Here is a 21,769-nt window from a genome sequence, read left to right on the forward strand (position 1 = left end):
AAGGCCGGACGAGAGTCCGGCCTTTCGTGCGTTTCCGGGGTCGGTACGGTACCCGCCCGAGTGGGTGAATACACCCCGCTCGACGTTGTGACCCGGCTACGTGTGAGTAAGGTCCACGGTGTGACAGTGAACACCGGAACCGACGAAGCGGTCACCGCCGCAGCCGCCGCACCGGTCGATCCCGCCGCGCACGCCGCGGCGATGGTCGGCCACCACTACCGTGTCGACGACTACTACGAGGTCGGCCGCGAGAAGGTGCGCGAATACGCCCGTGCCGTGCAGGACTACCACCCGGTGCACTGGGAGGAAGACGTCGCACGTGAGTACGGCCACGACGGCCTGCTCGCCCCGCTCACCTTCATCTCGCTGGTGGGCATCCTCGCCCAGCGCAAGCTGTTCGAGCAGATCGTCACGGGCTACGACCTGAGCCAGATCATGCAGACCGATCAGATCCTGGAGTTCCACCGCCCTATCCGGGTGGGCGACCAGCTGACCTGTGATGTGTACCTGCATTCCTTCCGGCAGGCTTTCGGCGGCGACATCATCGTGACGAAGAACATCGTCACCGCCCAGGACGACGAGCTGGTGCTCACCACCTACACCACGCTCATCGGCCGCAGCGGCGGTGACATCGATCCCACGATGTCGGACGCGGTGCGCAACATCCTGATGCACGGCCTCGAGGAGCCCGCTCATCACGCGCCCGTCGACGCGCACACCGGGATCACCCCCGATCCGGTCACCAAGCAGCCGGCCCCGTTCTTCAGCACGCGCGCCCTGTCCTTCGACAGCGTGTCGGCCGGTGATGAACTCCCGCCGCGCACCGTCCGGCTCACCCGTGGCGATCTGGTGAACTACGCGGGCGTGTCCGGCGACGCCAATCCGATCCACTGGAGCGACGAGATCGTCAAGCTCGTCGGCCTCGACGACGTGGTCGCGCACGGCATGCTGACGATGGGTCTCGGCGGCGGTTTCGTCACCTCCTGGCTCGGCGATCCCGGCGCCGTCAAGGAGTACAACGTGCGCTTCACCAGCCCGGTCTACGTCGGGTCCGACGCACCGGCCGAGGTCGAGTTCACCGGTAAGGTGAAGTCGGTCGATCCGGAGACCAGGACCGCGGTCGTCGCCATCACGGCGAAGTCGGCGGGCAAGAAGATCTTCGGGCGGGCCACGGCTACCGTTCAGCTGTCCTGACCTGGTCGGCTGTCCCGGATTGGCAAATACCGCACGCGGTAACGTACACTCGGGACTCTGGGGTCACCGGCTGCTGCGCGCTGATCTTCCCGGGGACATGATCCCCATGGAAGCGGCGCGCATGTTGTGTGGCACCAGAGCTCGATAATCGAATATCGACTGTGGTTGGGCACTACAGCTCAGGCTGGTCCAACCGAAGGGGCGTAGCTCAATTGGCAGAGCAGCGGTCTCCAAAACCGCAGGTTGCAGGTTCAAGTCCTGTCGCCCCTGCCCTGAATGCCAGCGACGAGGAAGGATCGACGTGAGCGAGCGGAGCGAGCGAGCCATCAGGCCAGCGCGCTTCGCGCACGGCGGATCCGAGCGAAGCGAGGAGACGACGTGAGCGACGAGCGGGATACTCGCGCCGAAGACGGCGACGACACCGCCGCTGCCACTCGGCCGAGCGGCAAGCGGACAGCTCGCCGTGCGCGCACGTCGGATGCTCCGGCGGACACCGGTTCGGTGGCGACGCTCGACCGGTCCTCCTCGCGCAAGGCAGACAAGACTGCTGGGAAGGCCACGTCGGGCAACCCGTTCAAGCGGCTGCTCAGGTTCCTGCGAGAAGTTATCGCGGAACTGCGCAAGGTGATCTGGCCCAACCGGAAGCAGATGGTCACCTATACGACCGTCGTTCTGGTGTTCGTGGTCTTCATGGTCGCGTTCATATTTGGGCTGGATACGGCGTTCATCAAGGGTGTCGACTGGCTGTTCGGCTGATCGCCGACACCAACGCCGGTAGCCGATCCCGGGCCGGAACGGCGGAGTGTGCGCTCCGCGCCCCCGACCCGGCCCAGAGGATGTAGTGACGACACAGGAAGCGAGTGCCTCAGTGAGCACCCCGGAGAACGAAACAAACGACGAGTTCCCGGTCGACGACGCCGTGGCGGAGACCGCCACCGACGAGGTCGATGCCACCACCGAGGTCGCTGACGCCGACGAGACCGTCGTCGAGGACGTCGCCACCGAGGAAGACCCCGAAGCCGACCCGGTCGAGTCGATGAAGGCCAAGCTGCGCCGCGTCCCCGGCGACTGGTACGTCGTGCACTCCTACGCCGGCTACGAGAACAAGGTCAAGACCAACCTCGAGACCCGCGTGCAGAACCTCGGCCTCGAGGACTACATCTTCCAGGTCGAGGTGCCGACCGAAGAAGTCACCGAGATCAAGAACGGCCAGCGCAAGCACGTCAACCGCAAGGTGCTGCCGGGCTACATCCTGGTCCGGATGGAACTGAACAACGAGTCGTGGGGTGCGGTCCGCAACACTCCCGGCGTCACCGGTTTCGTCGGTATGACCGGCGGTGGCCCCGGCGCCAAGCCGACCCCGCTGACCATCAACGAGGTCGTGAAGTTCCTGGTTCCGGCCGGTGCGCAGCAGAAGAAGGCGGCCGCGGCGGCAGCCTCCTCGACCGGCGCCGAGTCCACCGGCGAGGTGTCGGCCAAGCCGATCATCGAGGTCGACTTCGAGGTCGGCGAGTCGGTGACCGTGATGGACGGCCCGTTCGCGACGCTGCCCGCCAGCATCAGCGAGGTCAACGCCGAGCAGCAGAAGCTCAAGGTGCTCGTCTCGATCTTCGGTCGCGAGACCCCGGTCGAGCTGAACTTCACCCAGGTCTCCAAGATCTAGCTCGAACCAGCTTCACAACGGCACCGCCTCGGCGGTGCCGTTGTCGTTGTACGACCTCCCCGCCTGCGGCCGCCACGGTGGGGTTCGGTAGAGTGTGACAGTTCGTGTGTAGACCCGCTCCAGGCGTTTTCCGCCCGGTGTGACGGTCGTGCGCGAATGCCGGGCTTGGACCCGGCGTGGGAGCGATCCCGCAACAGGCTTACGGCAACCGTAAGGAACCGAAACCCAAGGAAGAAAGATGCCCCCCAAGAAGAAGAAGCTCGCCGGGATCATCAAGCTGCAGATCCAGGCCGGTGCCGCGAACCCGGCTCCTCCGGTCGGCCCCGCGCTCGGTCAGCACGGCGTCAACATCATGGAGTTCTGCAAGGCGTACAACGCCGCGACCGAGTCGCAGCGTGGCAACGTCATCCCGGTCGAGATCTCGGTGTACGAGGACCGGACGTTCGACTTCAAGCTGAAGACCCCGCCCGCCGCGCGTCTGCTGCTCAAGGCCGCCGGTGTGCAGAAGGGCTCGGCCGAGCCGCACAAGACCAAGGTCGCCAAGGTCACCATGGACCAGGTCCGGGAGATCGCCAAGACCAAGGCCGAGGATCTCAACGCCACCGATCTCGATCAGGCCGCGAAGATCATCGCCGGTACCGCGCGTTCGATGGGTATCACCGTCGAAGGCTGAGCGACTACTCGCTCACTGTGGGAGGGCCGGCCAGGCCCGTAACACCACATCTGAACTCGAACATTAAGGACAGAGAAACATGGCAAAGCGAAGCAAGGCGTATCTCGCCGCTGCTGAGAAGGTCGATCGCGACAAGCTGTACTCCCCGCTGGCCGCTGCGCGCCTGGCCAAGGAGACCGCGACCACCAAGACCGACGCGACCGTCGAGGTCGCCGTTCGTCTCGGCGTCGACCCCCGTAAGGCCGACCAGATGGTCCGCGGCACCGTCAACCTGCCGCACGGCACCGGTAAGACCGCCCGCGTCATCGTGTTCGCCGCCGGCGAGAAGGCCGCCGAGGCCGAGGCCGCCGGTGCCGACGCCGTGGGCGCCGAGGACCTGATCGAGCGGATCCAGGGCGGCTGGCTGGACTTCGACGCCGCGATCGCCACCCCGGACCAGATGGCCAAGGTCGGCCGCATCGCGCGTGTCCTGGGCCCGCGCGGTCTGATGCCGAACCCGAAGACGGGCACCGTCACCAACGATGTGACCAAGGCCGTCAACGACATCAAGGGCGGCAAGATCAACTTCCGCGTCGACAAGCAGGCCAACCTGCACTTCGTCATCGGCAAGGCGTCGTTCGACGACGCCAAGCTGGTGGAGAACTACGGCGCCGCGCTGGACGAGATCCTGCGTGTGAAGCCGTCGACCGCCAAGGGTCGCTACGTCAAGAAGATCACGGTTTCGACCAACACCGGACCGGGCATCCCGGTGGACCCGAACCGCACCCGCAACCTCCTCGACGAGGATGCGTGAGCTTCGACTGACAGGTAGCTCCTGATCGACCACGAGGGTGGGAACGCACTGCGTTCCCACCCTCGCGGTCTTTCCGGTCAGTCCTTCTTGCGCCAGCCGAGCAGGACCGATTCGCCGTCCTGCGGCTTCCACGGCAGGAAGATCGCGACGATCACCGCGCAGACGGCGACCGCGCCCGCCGCCACCAGGGACGCGGTGTGCGCACCCTGTAGCGTCGCGGTCTTCATGGCGACGATGAGGTTCTCGCGCTGGGTTTCCAGGAACGGCGTCAGCTCACGCTTACGCAGCTCCAGCACGCTGAGTGGACTGGCCTTGACCAGGCTCTTCTCATTGGCGTTCATGATCGCGAGCGGGATGGCGTCGACCCGGGCGCCGATGCGGCTGCTGTAGTACGAGGCCACGATCGAGCCGAGTACCGCGACGCCGAGGGTGCCGCCGATCTCGCGGGTGGTGTCGTTGACGGCCGAGCCCGCGCCCGCCTCGTCGAGCGGCAGCGCCGACATGATCGACTCCGTGGCCGGGCCCTGCACGATGCCCAACCCCAGCGCCATCGACACCATCGATGGCAGCACGCCGATCAGATACGTGCTGTCGACGGTGACCTGGCCGCCCAGATAGAGGCCGAGTCCGGTGAGCAACAGCCCGATCACCAGCACCGCGGTGGTGCCGACCCGCTGGGCGAGCAGCGTCGCCACCGGTGCGCCGATCGCGACCGAGAACGCGAACGGCAATGACGCGATACCGAATTCGAGCGGGGTGTATTCCCGCACGCCCTGGAAATACTGGGTGATCAGAAACAGGAATCCGAACATCGAGAAGTACGCGATGGCAATGGCCAAGGCGGGCAATGAGAATCGGCGGTTGCGGAACAGTCGCATATCGAGAATCGGTGCCGCGGTGCGCAATTCCCAGGTGACGAAAGCGGCGAGCAGAACGACACCGAGCGCCGCGGTGCACAGGGTGGTGAGCGAGAGCCAGCCGTTGTGCGGTGCCTCGATGATGGCCCACACCACCAGCGTGATGCCCGCGACGGACAGCAGGATGCCGGGCAGATCCAGCCTGCCGACCTGTTCGGCGCGTGATTCCGGCACCCAGATCAGCGTCGCGACCAGTGCGACCAGCGCCACCGGCACATTGATCCAGAACACCGAGTGCCAGCTGAAGTGTTCGAGCAGCCAGCCGCCCGAGATCGGGCCGATGGCGATGGCGAAGCCCGCCATCGCGGTCCAGGCGGCGATGGCCAGCGCGCGTTCGCGCTTGTCGGTGAAGATGTTGATGATCAGGGCCAGGGTGGCCGGGAAGACGGCGGCGGCGAAGACACCCATCGCCGCGCGGGCCGCGATGACCTGCGTCATCGACTCGGCGAGCGCGCCGCCGACCGACATCACCGCGATGCCGATGAGACCCACGATCATGATCCGGCGGCGACCGTAGCGGTCACCGAGATTGCCTGCGGCGAGCAGCAATCCGGCGAAGGTGAGGGTGTAGGCGTCGACGACCCACTGCAGGCCGGAGACTCCGGTCTGTAGTTGGACGCCGATGGAGGGGAGGGCGACGTTGACGATGGTGTTGTCGAGGACGACCAGCAGTTCGGCCAGGCAGATGACGACGAGTGCGAGGAATCGCTGCGGACGCCGGTCCAGCAGCACTGATGGAGCGACTATGGAGGTTGCCATAGTTGAGAAGTGAAGCAGGTTACTGTCACCGAACGTAACACCTTTCCGGTGAGATTGCTGCCACTTCTACCCATGAAATGTGAGCTGAGCCACAATTCGGTACCGGCGAATTCAGCGCTGCCGGGGGCGTTTTGGCAGATCGGGGTAGGTGCCGGTACAGTGGACTCCGGTCATCGACATGTTCGATGGCTACCCATTCGTTCTACCGAAGACCGTTGGTCGTCGATGCCGCTTGCGTGGTGTCGATCGAAGGTCCGGCGACATTGCCGGCGGCCCACGCAGGGAGAGCTGAGGCCGATATTTTCGCGCCCCGGTACGCCTTGCGTCCGGGGCGTTAGTTTTGTCGCCGGCCCCTGAATTCGGTAGTGCGCGTTCACGAACCGACATCAGAGAGGAGGCGAAGTATGGCGAAGCCTGAAAAGGTCACCGCTGTCGCGGAGATCGCGGAGCAGTTCAAGAACTCCACGGCCACTGTTGTCACGGAATACCGTGGTCTTTCGGTCGGCAAGCTCACCGAGCTGCGTCGCGCGCTCGGCGCCGAGGCCACGTACTCCGTCGCCAAGAACACCCTGGTCAAGCTCGCGGCCGCGGAAGCGGGCGTCGAGGGCCTGGACGACTTGTTCGTCGGACCGACCGCCATCACCTTCATCCAGGGTGAGCCGGTCAACGCCGCGAAGGCCCTCAAGACCTTCGCCAAGGACAACAAGGCGCTCATCATCAAGGGCGGCTACATGGACGGCGCTGCGCTGTCCGTGTCCGAGGTCGAGAAGATCGCCGACCTGGAGACCCGCGAGGTCCTGCTGGCCAAGCTGGCCGGTGCGATGAAGGGCAACATGTCCAAGGCTGCCGGGCTGTTCTCGGCTCCTGCCGGTCAGGTGGCCCGTCTGGCCGCCGCGCTGCAGGAGAAGAAGCAGGCCGAAGGCGCTGCCGAGTAATACCCCCGTGTGGGTGTTACCGCCCGCGCGAACAGACATTCACTACCGAAAGGAACAATCATGGCCAAGCTGTCCACCGAAGAGCTGCTCGAGGTTTTCTCGGAGATGACCCTGCTGGAGCTGTCGGGCTTCGTGAAGGCGTTCGAGGAGAAGTTCGAGGTCACCGCCGCTGCCCCCGTCGCCGTTGCCGCCGCGGGTGCCGCCCCGGCCGCCGCTGACGCCGCCGAGGAGCAGGACGAGTTCGACGTCATCCTCGAGGGTGCGGGCGACAAGAAGATCCAGGTCATCAAGGTGGTCCGTGAGATCGTCTCCGGCCTGGGCCTGAAGGAAGCCAAGGACCTGGTCGAGGGTGCCCCGAAGCCGATCCTGGAGAAGGTCACCAAGGAGGCCGCCGAGGCCGCCAAGGCGAAGCTGGAAGAGGCCGGCGCCAAGGTTGCCGTCAAGTAATTCGGCACCAGCCGTTGCGAACGGGCGGTCCCACTCGGGGCCGCCCGTTTGTTATTTACCCAGACATGCGAAAGTGATCTCAGTCGTGAGTTCCGGTCGGGGTTACTCTTCAGTCATGTAGGGGTGTGCCCCGTCTCACTGATGGGTTACAGTGACCGGACCCACAGTGTCGTGACGCACCGCCGTGATGTGAGCGCGCGGTCAGCGGGGTGGGGTGCTCGCAGGGAACAATGGAGGTAGGCGTGGGCGTCGAGGTCAGGACCGAGGGTGTAACAAAATCCTTCGGTTCGCAGCGAATTTGGCAGGATGTGTCGATCACGCTCCCTTCGGGTGAGGTGAGCGCCCTGCTCGGCCCTTCTGGTACGGGTAAGTCGGTGTTCCTGAAGTCGCTGATCGGTCTGTTGCGGCCCGAGCGCGGCTCCATCTTCATCGATGGCACCGATATCACCACCTGCTCCAACAAGGAGCTCTACGAGATCCGGAAGCTGTTCGGCGTCCTTTTCCAGGACGGCGCGCTCTTCGGCTCGATGAATCTGTTCGACAACATCGCTTTCCCGCTTCGTGAGCACACGAAGAAGTCGGAAACCGAGATCAAGCGCATCGTCATGGAGAAGCTCGAGCTGACCGGTCTGCTCGGCGCCGAGGGCAAACTGCCCGGCGAGATCTCCGGCGGTATGCGCAAGCGCGCCGGCCTGGCCCGCGCCCTGGTGCTCGACCCGCAGATCATCCTCGTCGACGAGCCCGACTCCGGTCTGGACCCGGTGCGTACGTCGTACCTGGCGCAGCTGCTGCTCAATATCAACGCGCAGATCGACGCCACGATCCTGATCGTGACGCACAACATCAACCTGGCCCGTACCGTGCCGGACAACATCGGCATGCTGTTCCGTCGCCAGCTGGTCATGTTCGGCCCCCGCGAGGTGCTGCTGACCAGTGACGAGCCGGTGGTCAAGCAGTTCCTCAACGGCCGCATGATCGGCCCGATCGGTATGTCCGAGGAGAAGGACGAGGCGCAGATGGCGCGCGAGCAGGCGCTCGTCGACGCCGGTCACCACCACGGTGGCGCCGAGGAGATCGAGGGCATCATCCCGCAGATGAAGGCGGAGCCGGGCATGCCGGTCCGCCAGGCCGTCTTCCGTCGTCAGGCGCGTGTGCGCGAGATCATGCACACCCTGCCGCACGCGGCTCAGGTGGCGATCCGGGAGTCGCTCGACCAGTCCGACGACACCCAGGTGATGGCCGCCTACGGCAGCGAGCACCCCACCGCGGCCTTCGACACCAAGACGATTCCGCACGGCCAGATCAACGGCTGAGCGCACCCGGCGACACCAGCGAGCCCCGGCCGTCACGGCCGGGGCTCGCTGCGTTCACAGCCGGAAAACAGGCTCTGAACGGGTGTTTCGCGGGTTGGCGTCTTCGGCGTGTCGCGGGTAAAATAGCCGCGGTTCCGGCCGGGGATGTCCAGCGCGCCAGGCGATCTCACTTCTCGGACAGACCCCGCCGCGCCACTTGACGAGGCGCGCGCGAACCGTCACCCTATTCACAGCAGTGTCAGCTGCGCAGGGGCTCCAGCGCCCAGAACGACCGACGCGGCCAGCGTCACGGGAGTTCGGCGCGTTTGCCGTGTGAGCGGTCGCACGGATGGTATGTTGACACCCCTCTATATGTGGGTGTAAGTTTGGACGTTGCGCTGGCTGCCTCCTGTCCACACCTTGATTCGCACACGTAAGTTCCACCTTCCGGTGTTACTTCCGCTGCTGCCTGTTCGGGTTTCGTTCGGGTTGTAACCAGCGGAATTCGTAGCAGACAAGCGACGGTCGCGGACCACCACGCGACGCGCGTGAGGTGCTGGAAGGACGCATCTTGGCAGTCTCCACCCAGACCAAGGCTGGAATCCCCGGAGCCCCGTTGAGGGTTTCGTTCGCGAAGATCCGAGAGCCCTTGGAGGTGCCCGGACTTCTCGACCTACAAACGGACTCGTTCGCCTGGTTGGTCGGTACCCCCGACTGGCGTGAGAAGGCGGCCGCACGCGGCGACGTCGGTCTCGCAGGCGGCTTGGAGGAGGTGCTCGAGGAGCTCTCGCCGATCGAGGACTTCTCCGGTTCGATGTCCCTGTCGTTCTCCGATCCGCGCTTCGAAGAGGTCAAGGCCTCCATCGAAGAGTGCAAAGAGAAGGACATGACCTACGCGGCGCCCCTGTTCGTCACCGCGGAGTTCATCAACAACAACACCGGCGAGATCAAGAGCCAGACGGTCTTCATGGGTGACTTCCCGATGATGACCGACAAGGGCACCTTCATCATCAACGGCACCGAGCGCGTCGTCGTCTCGCAGCTGGTCCGCTCCCCGGGCGTCTACTTCGATCACAGCATCGACAAGGGCACCGAGAAGGACCTGCACAGCGTGCGCGTCATCCCGTCGCGCGGCGCGTGGCTGGAGTTCGACGTCGACAAGCGCGACACCGTCGGTGTCCGCATCGACCGCAAGCGCCGTCAGCCGGTCACCGTGCTGCTCAAGGCGCTGGGTTGGACCACCGAGGAGATCGTCGAGCGTTTCGGCTTCTCCGAGATCATGATGTCCACCCTGGAGAAGGACAGCACGCCCGGCCAGGACGAGGCGCTGCTCGACATCTACCGCAAGCTGCGTCCGGGCGAGCCGCCGACCAAGGAGTCCGCGCAGACCCTGCTGGAGAACCTGTTCTTCAAGGAGAAGCGCTACGACCTGGCGCGCGTCGGTCGCTACAAGATCAACAAGAAGCTCGGCATCCACGTGCACGAGCCGGTGACCTCCTCGGTGCTCACCAAGGAAGACATCGTCACCACCATCGAGTACCTGGTGCGTCTGCACGCCGGTGACCGCTCGATGACCGCCCCCGGTGGTGAAGAGGTCCCCGTCGAGATCGACGACATCGACCACTTCGGTAACCGTCGTCTGCGCACCGTCGGCGAGCTGATCCAGAACCAGATCCGGGTGGGCCTGTCCCGCATGGAGCGCGTGGTCCGCGAGCGGATGACGACTCAGGACGTCGAGGCGATCACGCCGCAGACCCTGATCAACATCCGTCCCGTCGTGGCCGCGATCAAGGAGTTCTTCGGAACCTCCCAGCTGTCGCAGTTCATGGACCAGAACAACCCGCTGTCGGGTCTGACCCACAAGCGCCGCCTGTCGGCGCTGGGCCCGGGTGGTCTGTCCCGTGAGCGCGCCGGCCTGGAAGTCCGAGACGTCCACCCGTCGCACTACGGCCGCATGTGCCCGATCGAGACCCCGGAAGGCCCGAACATCGGCCTGATCGGATCGCTGTCGGTGTACGCGCGGGTCAACCCGTTCGGCTTCATCGAGACCCCGTACCGCCGGGTCATCGACGGCAAGGTGACCGACGAGGTCAAGTACCTGACCGCCGACGAGGAAGACCGCTACGTTCGCGCGCAGGCCAACTCCCCGGTCGACGCCGAGGGCCGCTTCCTCGAGGAGAAGGTCCTCGTCCGCCGTGCGGGCGAAGAGGTCGAGTTCGTGACGCCGGCTCAGGTCGACTACATGGACATCTCGCCGCGCCAGATGGTGTCGGTCGCGACGGCCATGATCCCGTTCCTCGAGCACGACGACGCCAACCGTGCCCTCATGGGCGCGAACATGCAGCGTCAGGCCGTGCCGCTGATCCGTTCCGAGTCCCCGATCGTGGGCACCGGTATGGAGCTGCGCGCCGCGGTGGACGCCGGCGATGTCGTGGTGAACGAGAAGCCGGGTGTGGTCGAGGAGGTCTCGGCCGACTACGTCACCGTGATGGCCGACGACGGCAGCCGCAAGTCCTACCGGATGCGCAAGTTCAACCGCTCGAACCAGGGCACCTGCTCCAACCAGCGTCCGATCGTGGACGAGGGCCAGCGGGTGGAGAAGGGGCAGGTCCTCGCGGACGGCCCCTGCACCGAGAACGGTGAGATGGCGCTCGGCAAGAACCTTCTTGTCGCCGTCATGCCGTGGGAAGGCCACAACTACGAGGACGCGATCATCCTGTCGCAGCGCCTCGTGGAAGAGGACGTTCTCACCTCGATCCACATCGAAGAGCACGAGATCGACGCCCGCGACACCAAGCTGGGCGCCGAGGAGATCACCCGGGACATCCCGAACGTCTCCGACGAGGTGCTGGCCGACCTGGACGAGCGCGGCATCATCCGCATCGGCGCCGAGGTTCGCGACGGCGACATCCTGGTCGGCAAGGTCACCCCGAAGGGCGAGACCGAGCTGACCCCCGAGGAGCGCCTGCTCCGCGCGATCTTCGGTGAGAAGGCGCGCGAGGTGCGCGACACCTCGCTGAAGGTGCCCCACGGTGAGTCCGGCAAGGTCATCGGCATCCGCGTGTTCTCGCGCGAGGACGACGACGATCTGCCTCCGGGCGTCAACGAGCTGGTCCGCGTGTACGTGGCCCAGAAGCGCAAGATCCAGGACGGCGACAAGCTCGCCGGCCGCCACGGCAACAAGGGCGTCATCGGCAAGATCCTCCCCGTGGAGGACATGCCGTTCATGCCCGACGGCACCCCGATCGACATCATCCTGAACACCCACGGTGTTCCGCGTCGTATGAACATCGGCCAGATCCTCGAGACCCACCTGGGCTGGATCGGCAAGGCCGGCTGGAATGTCGACGTGGCCTCCGACGGCACCCGTCCGGACTGGGCGGCCTCGCTGCCCGAGGAGATGCTGGGTGCCCCGGCCGACTCGAACATCGCGACCCCGGTGTTCGACGGCGCCAAGGATGACGAGCTGACCGGTCTGCTCGGCTCGACCCTGCCGAACCGTGACGGTGAGCGCATGGTCGACGAGAACGGCAAGGCGACCCTGTTCGACGGCCGCTCCGGCGAGCCGTTCCCGTACCCGGTCGCGGTCGGTTACATGTACATCCTGAAGCTGCACCACCTGGTCGACGACAAGATCCACGCCCGTTCGACCGGTCCGTACTCGATGATCACGCAGCAGCCGCTGGGTGGTAAGGCGCAGTTCGGTGGTCAGCGTTTCGGTGAGATGGAGTGCTGGGCCATGCAGGCCTACGGCGCGGCGTACACGCTGCAGGAGCTCCTGACCATCAAGTCCGACGACGTGGTCGGCCGCGTGAAGGTCTACGAGGCGATCGTCAAGGGCGAGAACATTCCGGAGCCGGGCATTCCGGAGTCGTTCAAGGTGCTCCTCAAGGAACTCCAGTCGCTGTGCCTCAACGTGGAAGTGCTGTCCTCGGACGGCGCCGCGATCGAGATGCGTGATGGCGACGACGAGGATCTGGAGCGCGCCGCGGCGAACCTGGGCATCAACCTGTCCAGGAACGAAGCGGCCACCGTCGACGATTTGGCGAACTAGGTGGTGACGCGGGTGGCTGCTCCGGCAGCCACCCGCGGACCCGCGATCGGTAACTAGTGAACTTTTTGCTCGAATTCGACCCGAACAGGGGAAAGGAAGTTACGTGCTAGACGTCAACTTCTTCGATGAACTCCGGATCGGCCTGGCCACCGCTGAAGACATCCGCCAGTGGAGCTATGGCGAGGTCAAGAAGCCGGAGACCATCAACTACCGCACGCTCAAGCCGGAGAAGGACGGGCTCTTCTGCGAGAAGATCTTCGGCCCCACCCGGGACTGGGAGTGCTACTGCGGCAAGTACAAGCGCGTCCGCTTCAAGGGCATCATCTGTGAGCGCTGTGGCGTCGAGGTGACTCGCGCCAAGGTGCGCCGCGAGCGGATGGGCCACATCGAGCTGGCCGCACCCGTCACCCACATCTGGTACTTCAAGGGCGTTCCGTCGCGCTTGGGCTACCTGCTGGATCTGGCGCCGAAGGATCTCGAGAAGATCATCTACTTCGCCGCCTACGTCATCGTCGGTGTCGACGAGGAGCTGCGCCACAACGAGCTCAGCACCCTCGAGGCCGAGATGGAGGTCGAGAAGAAGGCCGTCGCCGATCAGCGCGACGCCGATCTCGAGGCCCGCGCGCAGAAGCTCGAGGCCGACCTGGCCGAGCTGGAGGCCGAGGGCGCCAAGTCCGACGTGCGTCGCAAGGTCAAGGACGGCGGCGAGCGCGAGATGCGTCAGCTGCGCGACCGGGCCCAGCGTGAGCTGGACCGTCTCGACGAGATCTGGACGACCTTCACCAAGCTGTCGGTCAAGCAGCTCATCGTCGACGAGGTGCTCTACCGCGAGCTCGTCGACCGCTACGGCGAGTACTTCACCGGCGCCATGGGTGCGGAGTCCATCCAGAAGCTGATGGAGAACTTCGACATCGACGCCGAGGCCGAGAACCTGCGCGAGACCATTCGCTCGGGCAAGGGCCAGAAGAAGCTGCGCGCGCTCAAGCGGCTCAAGGTCGTCGCGGCCTTCCAGGCCAACGGCAACTCGCCCATGGGCATGGTGCTCGACGCCGTTCCGGTGATCCCGCCGGAGCTGCGCCCGATGGTTCAGCTCGACGGTGGCCGTTTCGCCACCTCCGACCTGAACGACCTGTACCGCCGCGTGATCAACCGCAACAACCGCCTCAAGCGACTGATCGATCTGGGTGCGCCCGAGATCATCGTCAACAACGAGAAGCGGATGCTGCAGGAGTCCGTCGACGCGCTGTTCGACAACGGCCGTCGTGGCCGTCCGGTCACCGGACCGGGTAACCGCCCGCTGAAGTCGCTGAGCGATCTGCTCAAGGGCAAGCAGGGTCGTTTCCGTCAGAACCTGCTCGGCAAGCGTGTCGACTACTCGGGCCGTTCGGTCATCGTGGTCGGTCCGCAGCTGAAGCTGCACCAGTGTGGTCTGCCGAAGCTGATGGCGCTCGAGCTGTTCAAGCCGTTCGTCATGAAGCGTCTGGTCGATCTCAACCACGCGCAGAACATCAAGTCCGCCAAGCGGATGGTCGAGCGTCAGCGTCCCCAGGTGTGGGATGTCCTCGAAGAGGTCATCGCCGAGCACCCGGTGCTGCTGAACCGCGCGCCCACCCTGCACCGCCTGGGTATCCAGGCCTTCGAGCCCCAGCTGGTCGAGGGCAAGGCCATCCAGCTGCACCCGCTCGTGTGTGAGGCGTTCAACGCCGACTTCGACGGTGACCAGATGGCCGTGCATCTGCCGCTGTCGGCGGAGGCGCAGGCCGAGGCGCGCATCCTGATGCTGTCGTCGAACAACATCCTGTCCCCGGCGTCGGGTCGCCCGCTGGCGATGCCGCGTCTGGACATGGTGACCGGCCTGTTCTACCTGACTCGTCTCGACGAGAAGGGTGTCGGCACCTACCAGGCCGGCGGCAAGGACACCCCGGAGTCGGGCGTGTACTCCTCGCCCGCCGAGGCCCAGATGGCCGTCGACCGCGGTGAGCTCACCGTGCGTTCGATGATCAAGGTCCGGCTCACCGAGCAGCGCCCGCCGCGCGAGATCGAGGCGGAGCTCTTCCCGGAGGGCTGGCACCGCGGTGACGCGTGGCTGGCCGAGACCACCCTGGGTCGCGTGCTGTTCAACGATCTGCTCCCGGCGGACTACGCGTTCATCAACGAGCCGATGCCGAAGAAGCGGCAGGCCACGATCATCAACGATCTGGCCGAGCGCTACCCGATGATCGTCGTCGCGCAGACCGTCGACAAGCTCAAGGACGCGGGCTTCTACTGGGCCACGCGTTCGGGTGTCACCGTCTCCATGTCGGACGTGCTCGTTCCGCCGGAGAAGGCGGAGATCATGGAGCGGTACGAGGCCATGGCGGATCAGATCGAGAAGAAGTACCAGCGTGGTGCGCTCGATCACCAGGAGCGCAACAACGCCCTGGTCAAGATCTGGCAGGAAGCGACCGAAGAGGTCGGTACGGCGCTGCGTTCGCACTACCCGGCCGACAACCCGATCATCACGATCGTCGACTCGGGTGCGACCGGTAACTTCACCCAGACTCGTACCCTCGCCGGTATGAAGGGTCTGGTGACGAACCCCAAGGGTGAGTTCATCCCGCGCCCGATCAAGTCCTCGTTCCGTGAGGGCCTGACCGTGCTCGAGTACTTCATCAACACCCACGGTGCTCGTAAGGGTCTGGCCGACACCGCGCTGCGTACCGCCGACTCGGGTTACCTGACCCGTCGTCTGGTGGACGTCTCGCAGGACGTCATCGTGCGCGAGCACGACTGCGGCACCGAGCGCGGCATCGTCGTGCCGATCGCGGAGAAGCAGGCCGACGGCTCGCTCATCCGGGACGCGCACGTCGAGACCTCGACCTACGCCCGCACCCTGGCGACCGACGCCGTCGACGCGAGCGGCAACGTCGTCGTGGCCAAGGGCGCCGATCTCGGCGACCCGGCCCTGGAGGCGCTGCTCGAGGCCGGTATCACCGAGGTGAAGGTCCGCTCCGTGCTGACCTGCACCACCGGCACCGGCGTCTGCGCCACCTGCTACGGCCGCTCGATGGCCACTGGCAAGCTGGTCGACATCGGCGAGGCCGTCGGCATCGTCGCCGCCCAGTCCATCGGTGAGCCGGGTACCCAGCTGACCATGCGTACCTTCCACCAGGGTGGTGTCGCGGGCGACGACATCACCGGTGGTCTGCCGCGTGTCCAGGAGCTCTTCGAGGCCCGTGTCCCCAAGGGCAAGGCGCCGATCGCGGAGGTCTCGGGCCGGGTGCGCCTCGAGGACGACGACCGCTTCTACAAGATCACGATCATCCCTGATGACGGGTCGGACGAAGTCGTCTACGACAAGCTCTCGAAGCGTCAGCGTCTGCGTGTGTTCAAGCACGACGACGGCACCGAGCGCCTGCTGGCCGACGGTGACCACGTGGAGGTGGGTCAGCAGCTGCTCGAGGGCGCTGCCGATCCGCACGAGGTGCTGCGCGTGATGGGTCCCCGTCAGGTGCAGGTCCACCTGGTCCACGAGGTCCAGGAGGTCTACCGCTCGCAGGGTGTGTCGATCCACGACAAGCACATCGAGGTCATCGTGCGCCAGATGCTGCGTCGCGTGACGATCATCGATTCGGGTGCGACCGAGTTCCTGCCCGGTTCGCTCACCGAGCGTGCCGAGTTCGAGGCCTCGAACCGTCGCGTGGTGGCCGAGGGCGGCGAGCCCGCCTCCGGTCGTCCGGTGCTGATGGGTATCACCAAGGCGTCGCTGGCCACCGATTCGTGGCTGTCGGCGGCCTCCTTCCAGGAGACCACCCGAGTGCTGACGGACGCGGCCATCAACTGCCGCTCCGACAAGCTGATCGGCCTGAAGGAGAACGTGATCATCGGTAAGCTCATCCCGGCCGGTACCGGTATCAACCGTTACCGCAACATCCAGGTGCAGCCGACCGAAGAAGCCCGTGCCGCCGCGTACGCGGTGCCGTCCTACGACGACACCTACTACTCGCCGGACAGCTTCGGCTCCTCCACCGGTGCCGCGGTGCCGCTGGACGACTACGGCTTCAGCGACTACCGCTAAGCAGTAACCCGAACGCCCCGTTCCTGATTGGAACGGGGCGTTCGTCGTTTCCGGGTCAGCGGACTCGCGGGCAGGTTTTGCCCGCGATGTGGCAGCGTTCCTCGAAGCCGTGGGGGAGCCAGGAGCCGCTGATCAGTTGGGGGTGATGGGGGAATCTCGCATGGCTGGCAAGGAGGAACGCCGGCGTCGCCCACGGAGTCGCCAATTCGAGGTAGTGCGATGTGTTCGCTTCCGTGAATCGGATTCGCAGCCGGTCGGGTTGCGTCAATTCGAGGTGCTCCAACGCCGCCAGCGGGATTCGAGATGAGCGGTGTTGATTGGTGAGGTGAATTCGGAGATTCGTGAGGGTGATGCTGCCGCTCGGCTCGGAGAACCAGCGTGGTTGCATCGCCTGAGTGCGGGCCGCTGCCGCCGCGGCATTCGCGGCCTGCGCCGCCTCGGCGGCCGCCCGAACCATATGGACCGCCATATGTTCGTTTCGCCGTCTGGCATTGAAGGCTGCGGCATTTGCTGCCGTACGTGCCCGCTGCATATCGCGGCTCGAGCTGCCGCGCGGCGGCACGACGACCGGGGCATGCGGGACGACAGCCGCGATCACCGGCGTGGCGACAGTCGGCGGCGGAGGCGGCAGCTCGGGGCTGCGAAACGCCGCCCACATACCCTGCCCTTCCCCGAAACAGGTCTCCTGCTCGTCCATCAGAATCGATGTCGTGTGCGGCGCGAGCGCTGCCATCCCACCCGCCCGCAGCCGCGTTAGCATTTCGCAGGCATAGACCAGATGGTCGTCAACCCAATTCCAGCCGACCTGGGCGGCCAGCGCCCGTTCGACATCCGCCATCGGATCGTGCACTTTCACCACCTGAGTTATGCCACACTGGGCCATTCAGAATAGCGATGCTGTCAGGTTGCGGGGGTGCGTTTGCCTGCTCGGCGGGCGAAGTCGTCGAGGGCGTCGAGGACTTCTCTTGCCTGCCAGAGGCGGTTGCGGCGCATGCCGGTGAATTCGGTGAGTACGCCGACTTCGACCAAGGCGTTGATGGCGCGTACCGCGTTGGAGTCGGCGATGCCGAGTGCGTCCGCTGCGGTGGCGGCGTCGAAGACCGGCTGGCGCAGGGCGACGTCGATCAGGCGCCATGGGGTGGATCCGCGCCGGGCGCGGACCGCCGATTCCCACCGTTCGCGGATTCGGTGGATATCGGCGACCAGCAGGCGCGCGTTGCCGAGTGCGATGAAGGTGGCTTCGGCGACCTGGTGCACGATCGGTGCCGGGTCGCCGGCCCGATAGGCGGTGAGCGCGGCGAAATAGTCGTCGACGCGGGTCAGCAGTCCGGCGGCGATCGGGACCGTCGCCTGTTCGGTGACGCCCTTCGACCGCAGCATCGCGTGCAGCATCGCCCGCCCGGTCCGTCCATTGCCGTCGATGAACGGGTGAATCGTCTCGAAGTGCGCGTGTGCGAGGGCGGTATGAGCCAGAGCCGGAATGTCGTCGCGCCGGATGAACCGGAGCAGATCGTCGATCGAATCCGGTACGCGGGCGTGATGTGGAGCGACGAAGGCCGCACCATGTGGGCCCACATTGTCGCCACCGATCCACACCTGCTGGGCCCGCCACCGCCCGGCCGACTCCGGCTCGTGCACCATCAGCGCGGCATGCATCTCCAGGAGCAGACGCTCGTCGACCTCGCCGACCAGGTTCATCGCGGTCCGCATCGCACGGACATTGCCCACGATCTCGACCGCGTTGCGCTGGTCGGTGCCGCCGATCTCGGCCAGCGCGATCGCCTTGGCTCCCGAGGTCAGGTGTTCGATCTGGGAGGAGGACGCGGATTCGGTCCGCAGCAGGATCGCGCCGAACGGCGTGAGGTCGGCACCGACCAGGGTGTCGAACCGGGTGATCTCCACGGTGGCGGCGTCGGCGGCGGCCAAGACGTCCGAGGGCAGGCAGACGGACTGTTCGGCGATCGTCGGCACCACTGCGGCCCGGTACGGCCCCGTGTGCCGTGCACGCACTCGGCGTGAGAGCAACTCGGCCGGAATTGTCGGAGTCCAATCGTGAGACTCCCAGGTGACAGACGGCCACACGGCATCTGACGACATCCTGCCATCTTATCATCATTTATTCGATAAATGATCACACCTGGCGGGGATGGTCACGCTTCGGAGGATTCGGGGCGGCGGGAGGGGGCGGTGCGGGCGTGGGTGGCGTAGAGGGTGAGGCCGACGAAGGTGAGGCCGCCTACGAGGTTGCCTATGACTGTGGGGATTTCGTTCCAGATGAGGTAGTCGCCGAGGGAGAAGTCGCCGCCGAGGAGGAGGCCGGACGGGAACAGGAACATGTTGACGATGGAGTGTTCGAAGCCCATGTAGAAGAAGAGCATGATGGGCATCCACATGGCGATCACCTTGCCGGAGACCGAGGTGGACATCATGGCGGCGACCACGCCGGTGGAGACCATCCAGTTGCACAGGACGGCGCGGATGAAGAGGGTGAGCATGCCCGCGGCGCCGTATTCGGCGTAGCCGAGGGTGCGGGCCTCGCCGATCTCGCCGAGTTTCTGGCCGACGGCGCTGGGGTCGACGGAGAAGCCCATGGTCAGGATGATCGCCATCATGACGGCGACGGTGAACGCGCCGGCGAAGTTGCCGACGAAGACCAGGCCCCAGTTGCGCAGCATCGAGCGCACGGTGACGCCGCGGCGCTTGTCGAGCAGGGCCAGCGGGACCAGCGTGAAAACGCCGGTGAGCAGGTCGAATCCGAGCAGATACAGCATGCAGAAGCCGACCGGGAAGAGGACGGCGCCCAGCAGCGGCTGGCCGGTGTTGACGGTGATGGTGACCGCGAACGCCGCGGCGAGGGCGAGGATCGCGCCCGCCATGTAGGCGCGGATCACGGTGTCCCTGGTGGACATGAATGCCTTGGCTTCGCCCGCGTCGATCATCTTCTCGACGAAGTCCGCTGGTTTGAGATACGACATGTGACCCCTTCGTAGTGCTTCCAGCACAGTAGTTTTCGCCGCCGAGGTTGCCTCGCGATCACCGGAAGTTGCCACTCGGTAAATAGTGGTATTCCACTATGGCGGGCGGGTGCGGGCGGATGGCAGGCTGACGAAGTCCCCCCACCGAGGAGCCCGTATGCAACCGATCATGAGCAAGTCCGCCGCCGCCGATCTCGTCGTCGCCGCCCGCATCCGCAAAGGCCTGACCTGGGCCGCCATCGCGGAATCGCTGGGCGCGCCGCTGGTCTGGACGACGGCGGCCCTGCTCGGTCAGCACCCGATGACCGAGGAGCAGGCGGCCGCGGCCTGCGCGCTCCTGGACCTGGACGAGACCGTCGCCGAGAGCCTGCGTCTGCAGCCCTCGCGCGGCGCCGACCCGGCGCAACTGGCCGATCCCACCATCTATCGCCTGGTCGAGGCGGTCTCGGTCTACGGCCCGGCGCTCAAGGCTCTCATCCACGAGGAATTCGGCGACGGCATCATGAGCGCCATCAACTTCAACATCGACATCGCCCGCCGCCCCCACCCCGACGGCGACCGCGTGGTCATCACCCTCGACGGCAAGTTCCTCGACTACCGCTGGTGATCGCGGTCCGCGCGCATCCCGTCACCCGCGATCTCGGTCGCGGTTCCTGATCCGGTCGAAGACCGCGCGCTGGTCTTCCTCGGCCTGCCGGTCCTGACACGGTCGGCACCCCCACTGCGGCGAGACGTTGGTGACGCAGCATCCGCCCAGGATGTACTCGCCCCGCTCGGCGGCCTGGAACGACTCGAAGGTGGGGTAGCCGTAGAGGATCCGGAGCATCGGGCCATCGCATTCCGGGCAGCGCGGTGCGTTTTCCTGTGTGTTGGGCACCGGTAGAGCTTGCCGGATCGACGGTCACCGGAGAGCCGAATCGAGGTAGTCGGACGAGGCGGACGCGGGGTTCGCCGAGTCGCGCGGTGACCGCGTCGTCATCGCCGGCGCGGTCATCGACCATCGCTGGTAGGTCAGGCCTCGGGGCGTGTCGGGACCGCGGCGACCGCCCGCGCCTCGGGGTCGCCGGCCGGCAGGGGTTCGGGTTCGCCGAGGCGGACGATGATCACGCCGAGGAGAATCAGCGCGCCGCCGAGTAATTGGATCGGACGGGGGGCCTCGCCGAGCAGGGCCCAGGCGAACAGCAGCGCGGCCAGCACCTCGGTGAGGGCGACGAACGAGGCCAGCCGGGAACCCAGGCGGCGGGTGGCGGCGATGCCGGTGACGTAGGCGATCGCGGCGGTGACGATGCCGATCAGCAGGATCGGGACCCACCACGGCGTGCTGAAATCGTCGAACACGACCGTCGCGGTGGTGGCGTGCAGCGGCACGATGCCGACCAGGCCGGCCAGCACCAGCGTGACCCCGCCGATCAGCAGGCCGCCCGCGGCCAGGACCGTGCCGGGCAGCTCGCCGCCCTGGGCGGAGAGCACGAAATACGCGGCGGCGCCGATCATCGCGGCCAGTGCCCAGGTGATGCCGATCGGATCGGTCGACACCCCGGCGAGGATGTCGAGCACCAGCAGCAGTCCGGTGATGCCGAGCGCGGCACCGGCCAGGGTGGCCGCGCCGGGGCGCTGGCGGTGCCGTGCCCACATCCAGCCGACGACGGCGATCGGCGCGGTGTATTCGATCAGCAACGCCGCGCCGACTTCCATGTGCGCGACCGCGTTGAAGTAAGCCAGCTGGGTGCCGGCTACGGCGAGCAGCCCGTACAGCACGATCAGGGTCGCGTTGGCGCGCACCAGGTTCCAGTTCCCCCGGAGCTGGGGGAGGGCGACGGGCAAGAGGACGACTCCGGCGAGCAGTACGCGCGCGGCGACGACGGCGGCCGCGCTCCAGCCCGCGTTCATCAGCCCGCGCGCGAGTGGGCCGGACAGGCCGAACGAGGTGGCGGAGGCCAGCGCGAAGAGCAGGCCGGTGCGGATCCGGCTGCTCGCCAGTCCGTCATGAGTCAAAGTCGCCATGACTAA

Annotated in this window: 17 protein-coding genes and 1 tRNA gene; 12 read left to right on the forward strand and 6 right to left on the reverse strand. The window is 66.1% G+C overall.

What is annotated here, in order from left to right; genetic code table 11:
- Positions 1–126 precede the first annotated feature (126 nt).
- From ACIO52_RS01585 to rplA, 6 genes are all read left to right on the forward strand, one after another.
- Positions 127–1,194: a fused (3R)-hydroxyacyl-ACP dehydratase subunits HadA/HadB gene (locus tag ACIO52_RS01585; protein ID WP_308248557.1), complete on the forward strand. Its 1,068-nt coding sequence runs from the start codon at positions 127–129 to the stop codon at positions 1,192–1,194.
- Between the two features lie 197 nt (positions 1,195–1,391).
- Positions 1,392–1,464: transfer RNA gene (locus ACIO52_RS01590), tRNA-Trp, on the forward strand.
- A 108-nt stretch (positions 1,465–1,572) separates the two neighbouring features.
- Positions 1,573–1,950 carry a preprotein translocase subunit SecE gene (secE, locus tag ACIO52_RS01595; RefSeq protein WP_218719608.1) on the forward strand — a complete coding sequence of 126 codons (378 nt, stop codon included), beginning with the start codon at positions 1,573–1,575 and terminating at the stop codon, positions 1,948–1,950.
- 112 nt (positions 1,951–2,062) lie between these two features.
- A complete protein-coding gene (gene nusG / locus ACIO52_RS01600) occupies positions 2,063–2,857 on the forward strand; it encodes a transcription termination/antitermination protein NusG (protein WP_316576176.1) in 795 nt (264 codons plus the stop codon).
- Between the two features lie 238 nt (positions 2,858–3,095).
- Positions 3,096–3,530 (forward strand): 50S ribosomal protein L11, encoded by a 435-nt coding sequence (rplK, locus tag ACIO52_RS01605; RefSeq protein ID WP_019049397.1) that lies wholly within the window; start codon positions 3,096–3,098, stop codon positions 3,528–3,530.
- 79 nt (positions 3,531–3,609) lie between these two features.
- The gene (rplA, locus tag ACIO52_RS01610; RefSeq protein WP_067641870.1) at positions 3,610–4,323 is read left to right on the forward strand and encodes a 50S ribosomal protein L1; all 714 of its coding nucleotides are present in this window, start codon (positions 3,610–3,612) and stop codon (positions 4,321–4,323) included.
- Between the two features lie 77 nt (positions 4,324–4,400).
- On the opposite strand, the gene ACIO52_RS01615 is transcribed toward rplA, so the two are convergent.
- The gene (locus ACIO52_RS01615) at positions 4,401–5,999 is read right to left on the reverse strand and encodes an MFS transporter (RefSeq protein ID WP_218719610.1); all 1,599 of its coding nucleotides are present in this window, start codon (positions 5,997–5,999) and stop codon (positions 4,401–4,403) included.
- A 404-nt stretch (positions 6,000–6,403) separates the two neighbouring features.
- Here ACIO52_RS01615 and rplJ point away from each other — a divergent pair, with 404 nt between their 5' ends.
- The 5 genes from rplJ to ACIO52_RS01640 all read left to right on the forward strand — a co-directional run bounded on the left by rplJ (position 6,404) and on the right by ACIO52_RS01640 (position 16,784).
- The gene (gene rplJ / locus ACIO52_RS01620) at positions 6,404–6,934 is read left to right on the forward strand and encodes a 50S ribosomal protein L10 (protein ID WP_218719611.1); all 531 of its coding nucleotides are present in this window, start codon (positions 6,404–6,406) and stop codon (positions 6,932–6,934) included.
- Positions 6,935–6,994: 60 nt separating this feature from the next.
- On the forward strand, positions 6,995–7,381 hold the full coding sequence (rplL, locus tag ACIO52_RS01625) for a 50S ribosomal protein L7/L12 (protein WP_218719612.1): 387 nt from the start codon (positions 6,995–6,997) through the stop codon (positions 7,379–7,381).
- Positions 7,382–7,611: 230 nt separating this feature from the next.
- Positions 7,612–8,694 (forward strand): ABC transporter ATP-binding protein, encoded by a 1,083-nt coding sequence (locus tag ACIO52_RS01630; protein ID WP_255588111.1) that lies wholly within the window; start codon positions 7,612–7,614, stop codon positions 8,692–8,694.
- A 532-nt stretch (positions 8,695–9,226) separates the two neighbouring features.
- Positions 9,227–12,727 carry a DNA-directed RNA polymerase subunit beta gene (locus tag ACIO52_RS01635; RefSeq protein WP_218719614.1) on the forward strand — a complete coding sequence of 1,167 codons (3,501 nt, stop codon included), beginning with the start codon at positions 9,227–9,229 and terminating at the stop codon, positions 12,725–12,727.
- Between the two features lie 103 nt (positions 12,728–12,830).
- Positions 12,831–16,784, forward strand: a complete 3,954-nt coding sequence (locus tag ACIO52_RS01640) for a DNA-directed RNA polymerase subunit beta' (protein ID WP_218719615.1) — start codon at positions 12,831–12,833, stop codon at positions 16,782–16,784.
- 55 nt (positions 16,785–16,839) lie between these two features.
- Here ACIO52_RS01640 and ACIO52_RS01645 read toward each other — a convergent pair whose 3' ends face one another.
- The 3 genes from ACIO52_RS01645 to ACIO52_RS01655 are packed head-to-tail and all read right to left on the reverse strand — an operon-like array spanning position 16,840 to position 19,759.
- Positions 16,840–17,643: a hypothetical protein gene (locus ACIO52_RS01645; protein ID WP_316576175.1), complete on the reverse strand. Its 804-nt coding sequence runs from the start codon at positions 17,641–17,643 to the stop codon at positions 16,840–16,842.
- A 41-nt stretch (positions 17,644–17,684) separates the two neighbouring features.
- Positions 17,685–18,881 carry a Fic family protein gene (locus ACIO52_RS01650; protein WP_402640713.1) on the reverse strand — a complete coding sequence of 399 codons (1,197 nt, stop codon included), beginning with the start codon at positions 18,879–18,881 and terminating at the stop codon, positions 17,685–17,687.
- A gap of 53 nt (positions 18,882–18,934) precedes the next feature.
- Positions 18,935–19,759: a formate/nitrite transporter family protein gene (locus ACIO52_RS01655; RefSeq protein WP_316576173.1), complete on the reverse strand. Its 825-nt coding sequence runs from the start codon at positions 19,757–19,759 to the stop codon at positions 18,935–18,937.
- A gap of 157 nt (positions 19,760–19,916) precedes the next feature.
- On the opposite strand from ACIO52_RS01655, the gene cynS reads away from it, so the two are divergent.
- A complete protein-coding gene (gene cynS / locus ACIO52_RS01660; RefSeq protein WP_218719617.1) occupies positions 19,917–20,366 on the forward strand; it encodes a cyanase in 450 nt (149 codons plus the stop codon).
- A 21-nt stretch (positions 20,367–20,387) separates the two neighbouring features.
- Here the strand turns inward: cynS and ACIO52_RS01665 are convergent, their stop codons facing one another.
- Both ACIO52_RS01665 and ACIO52_RS01670 read right to left on the reverse strand, forming a co-directional pair.
- Entirely contained in the window at positions 20,388–20,585 is a 198-nt protein-coding gene (locus ACIO52_RS01665; RefSeq protein ID WP_218719618.1) for a hypothetical protein, read from the reverse strand.
- 185 nt (positions 20,586–20,770) lie between these two features.
- The gene (locus ACIO52_RS01670; RefSeq protein ID WP_342800194.1) at positions 20,771–21,763 is read right to left on the reverse strand and encodes a DMT family transporter; all 993 of its coding nucleotides are present in this window, start codon (positions 21,761–21,763) and stop codon (positions 20,771–20,773) included.
- Positions 21,764–21,769 lie beyond the last annotated feature (6 nt).

This window comes from Nocardia sp. NPDC087230, assembly GCF_044744725.1.
Classification (GTDB): Bacteria; Actinomycetota; Actinomycetes; order Mycobacteriales; family Mycobacteriaceae; genus Nocardia; species Nocardia canadensis.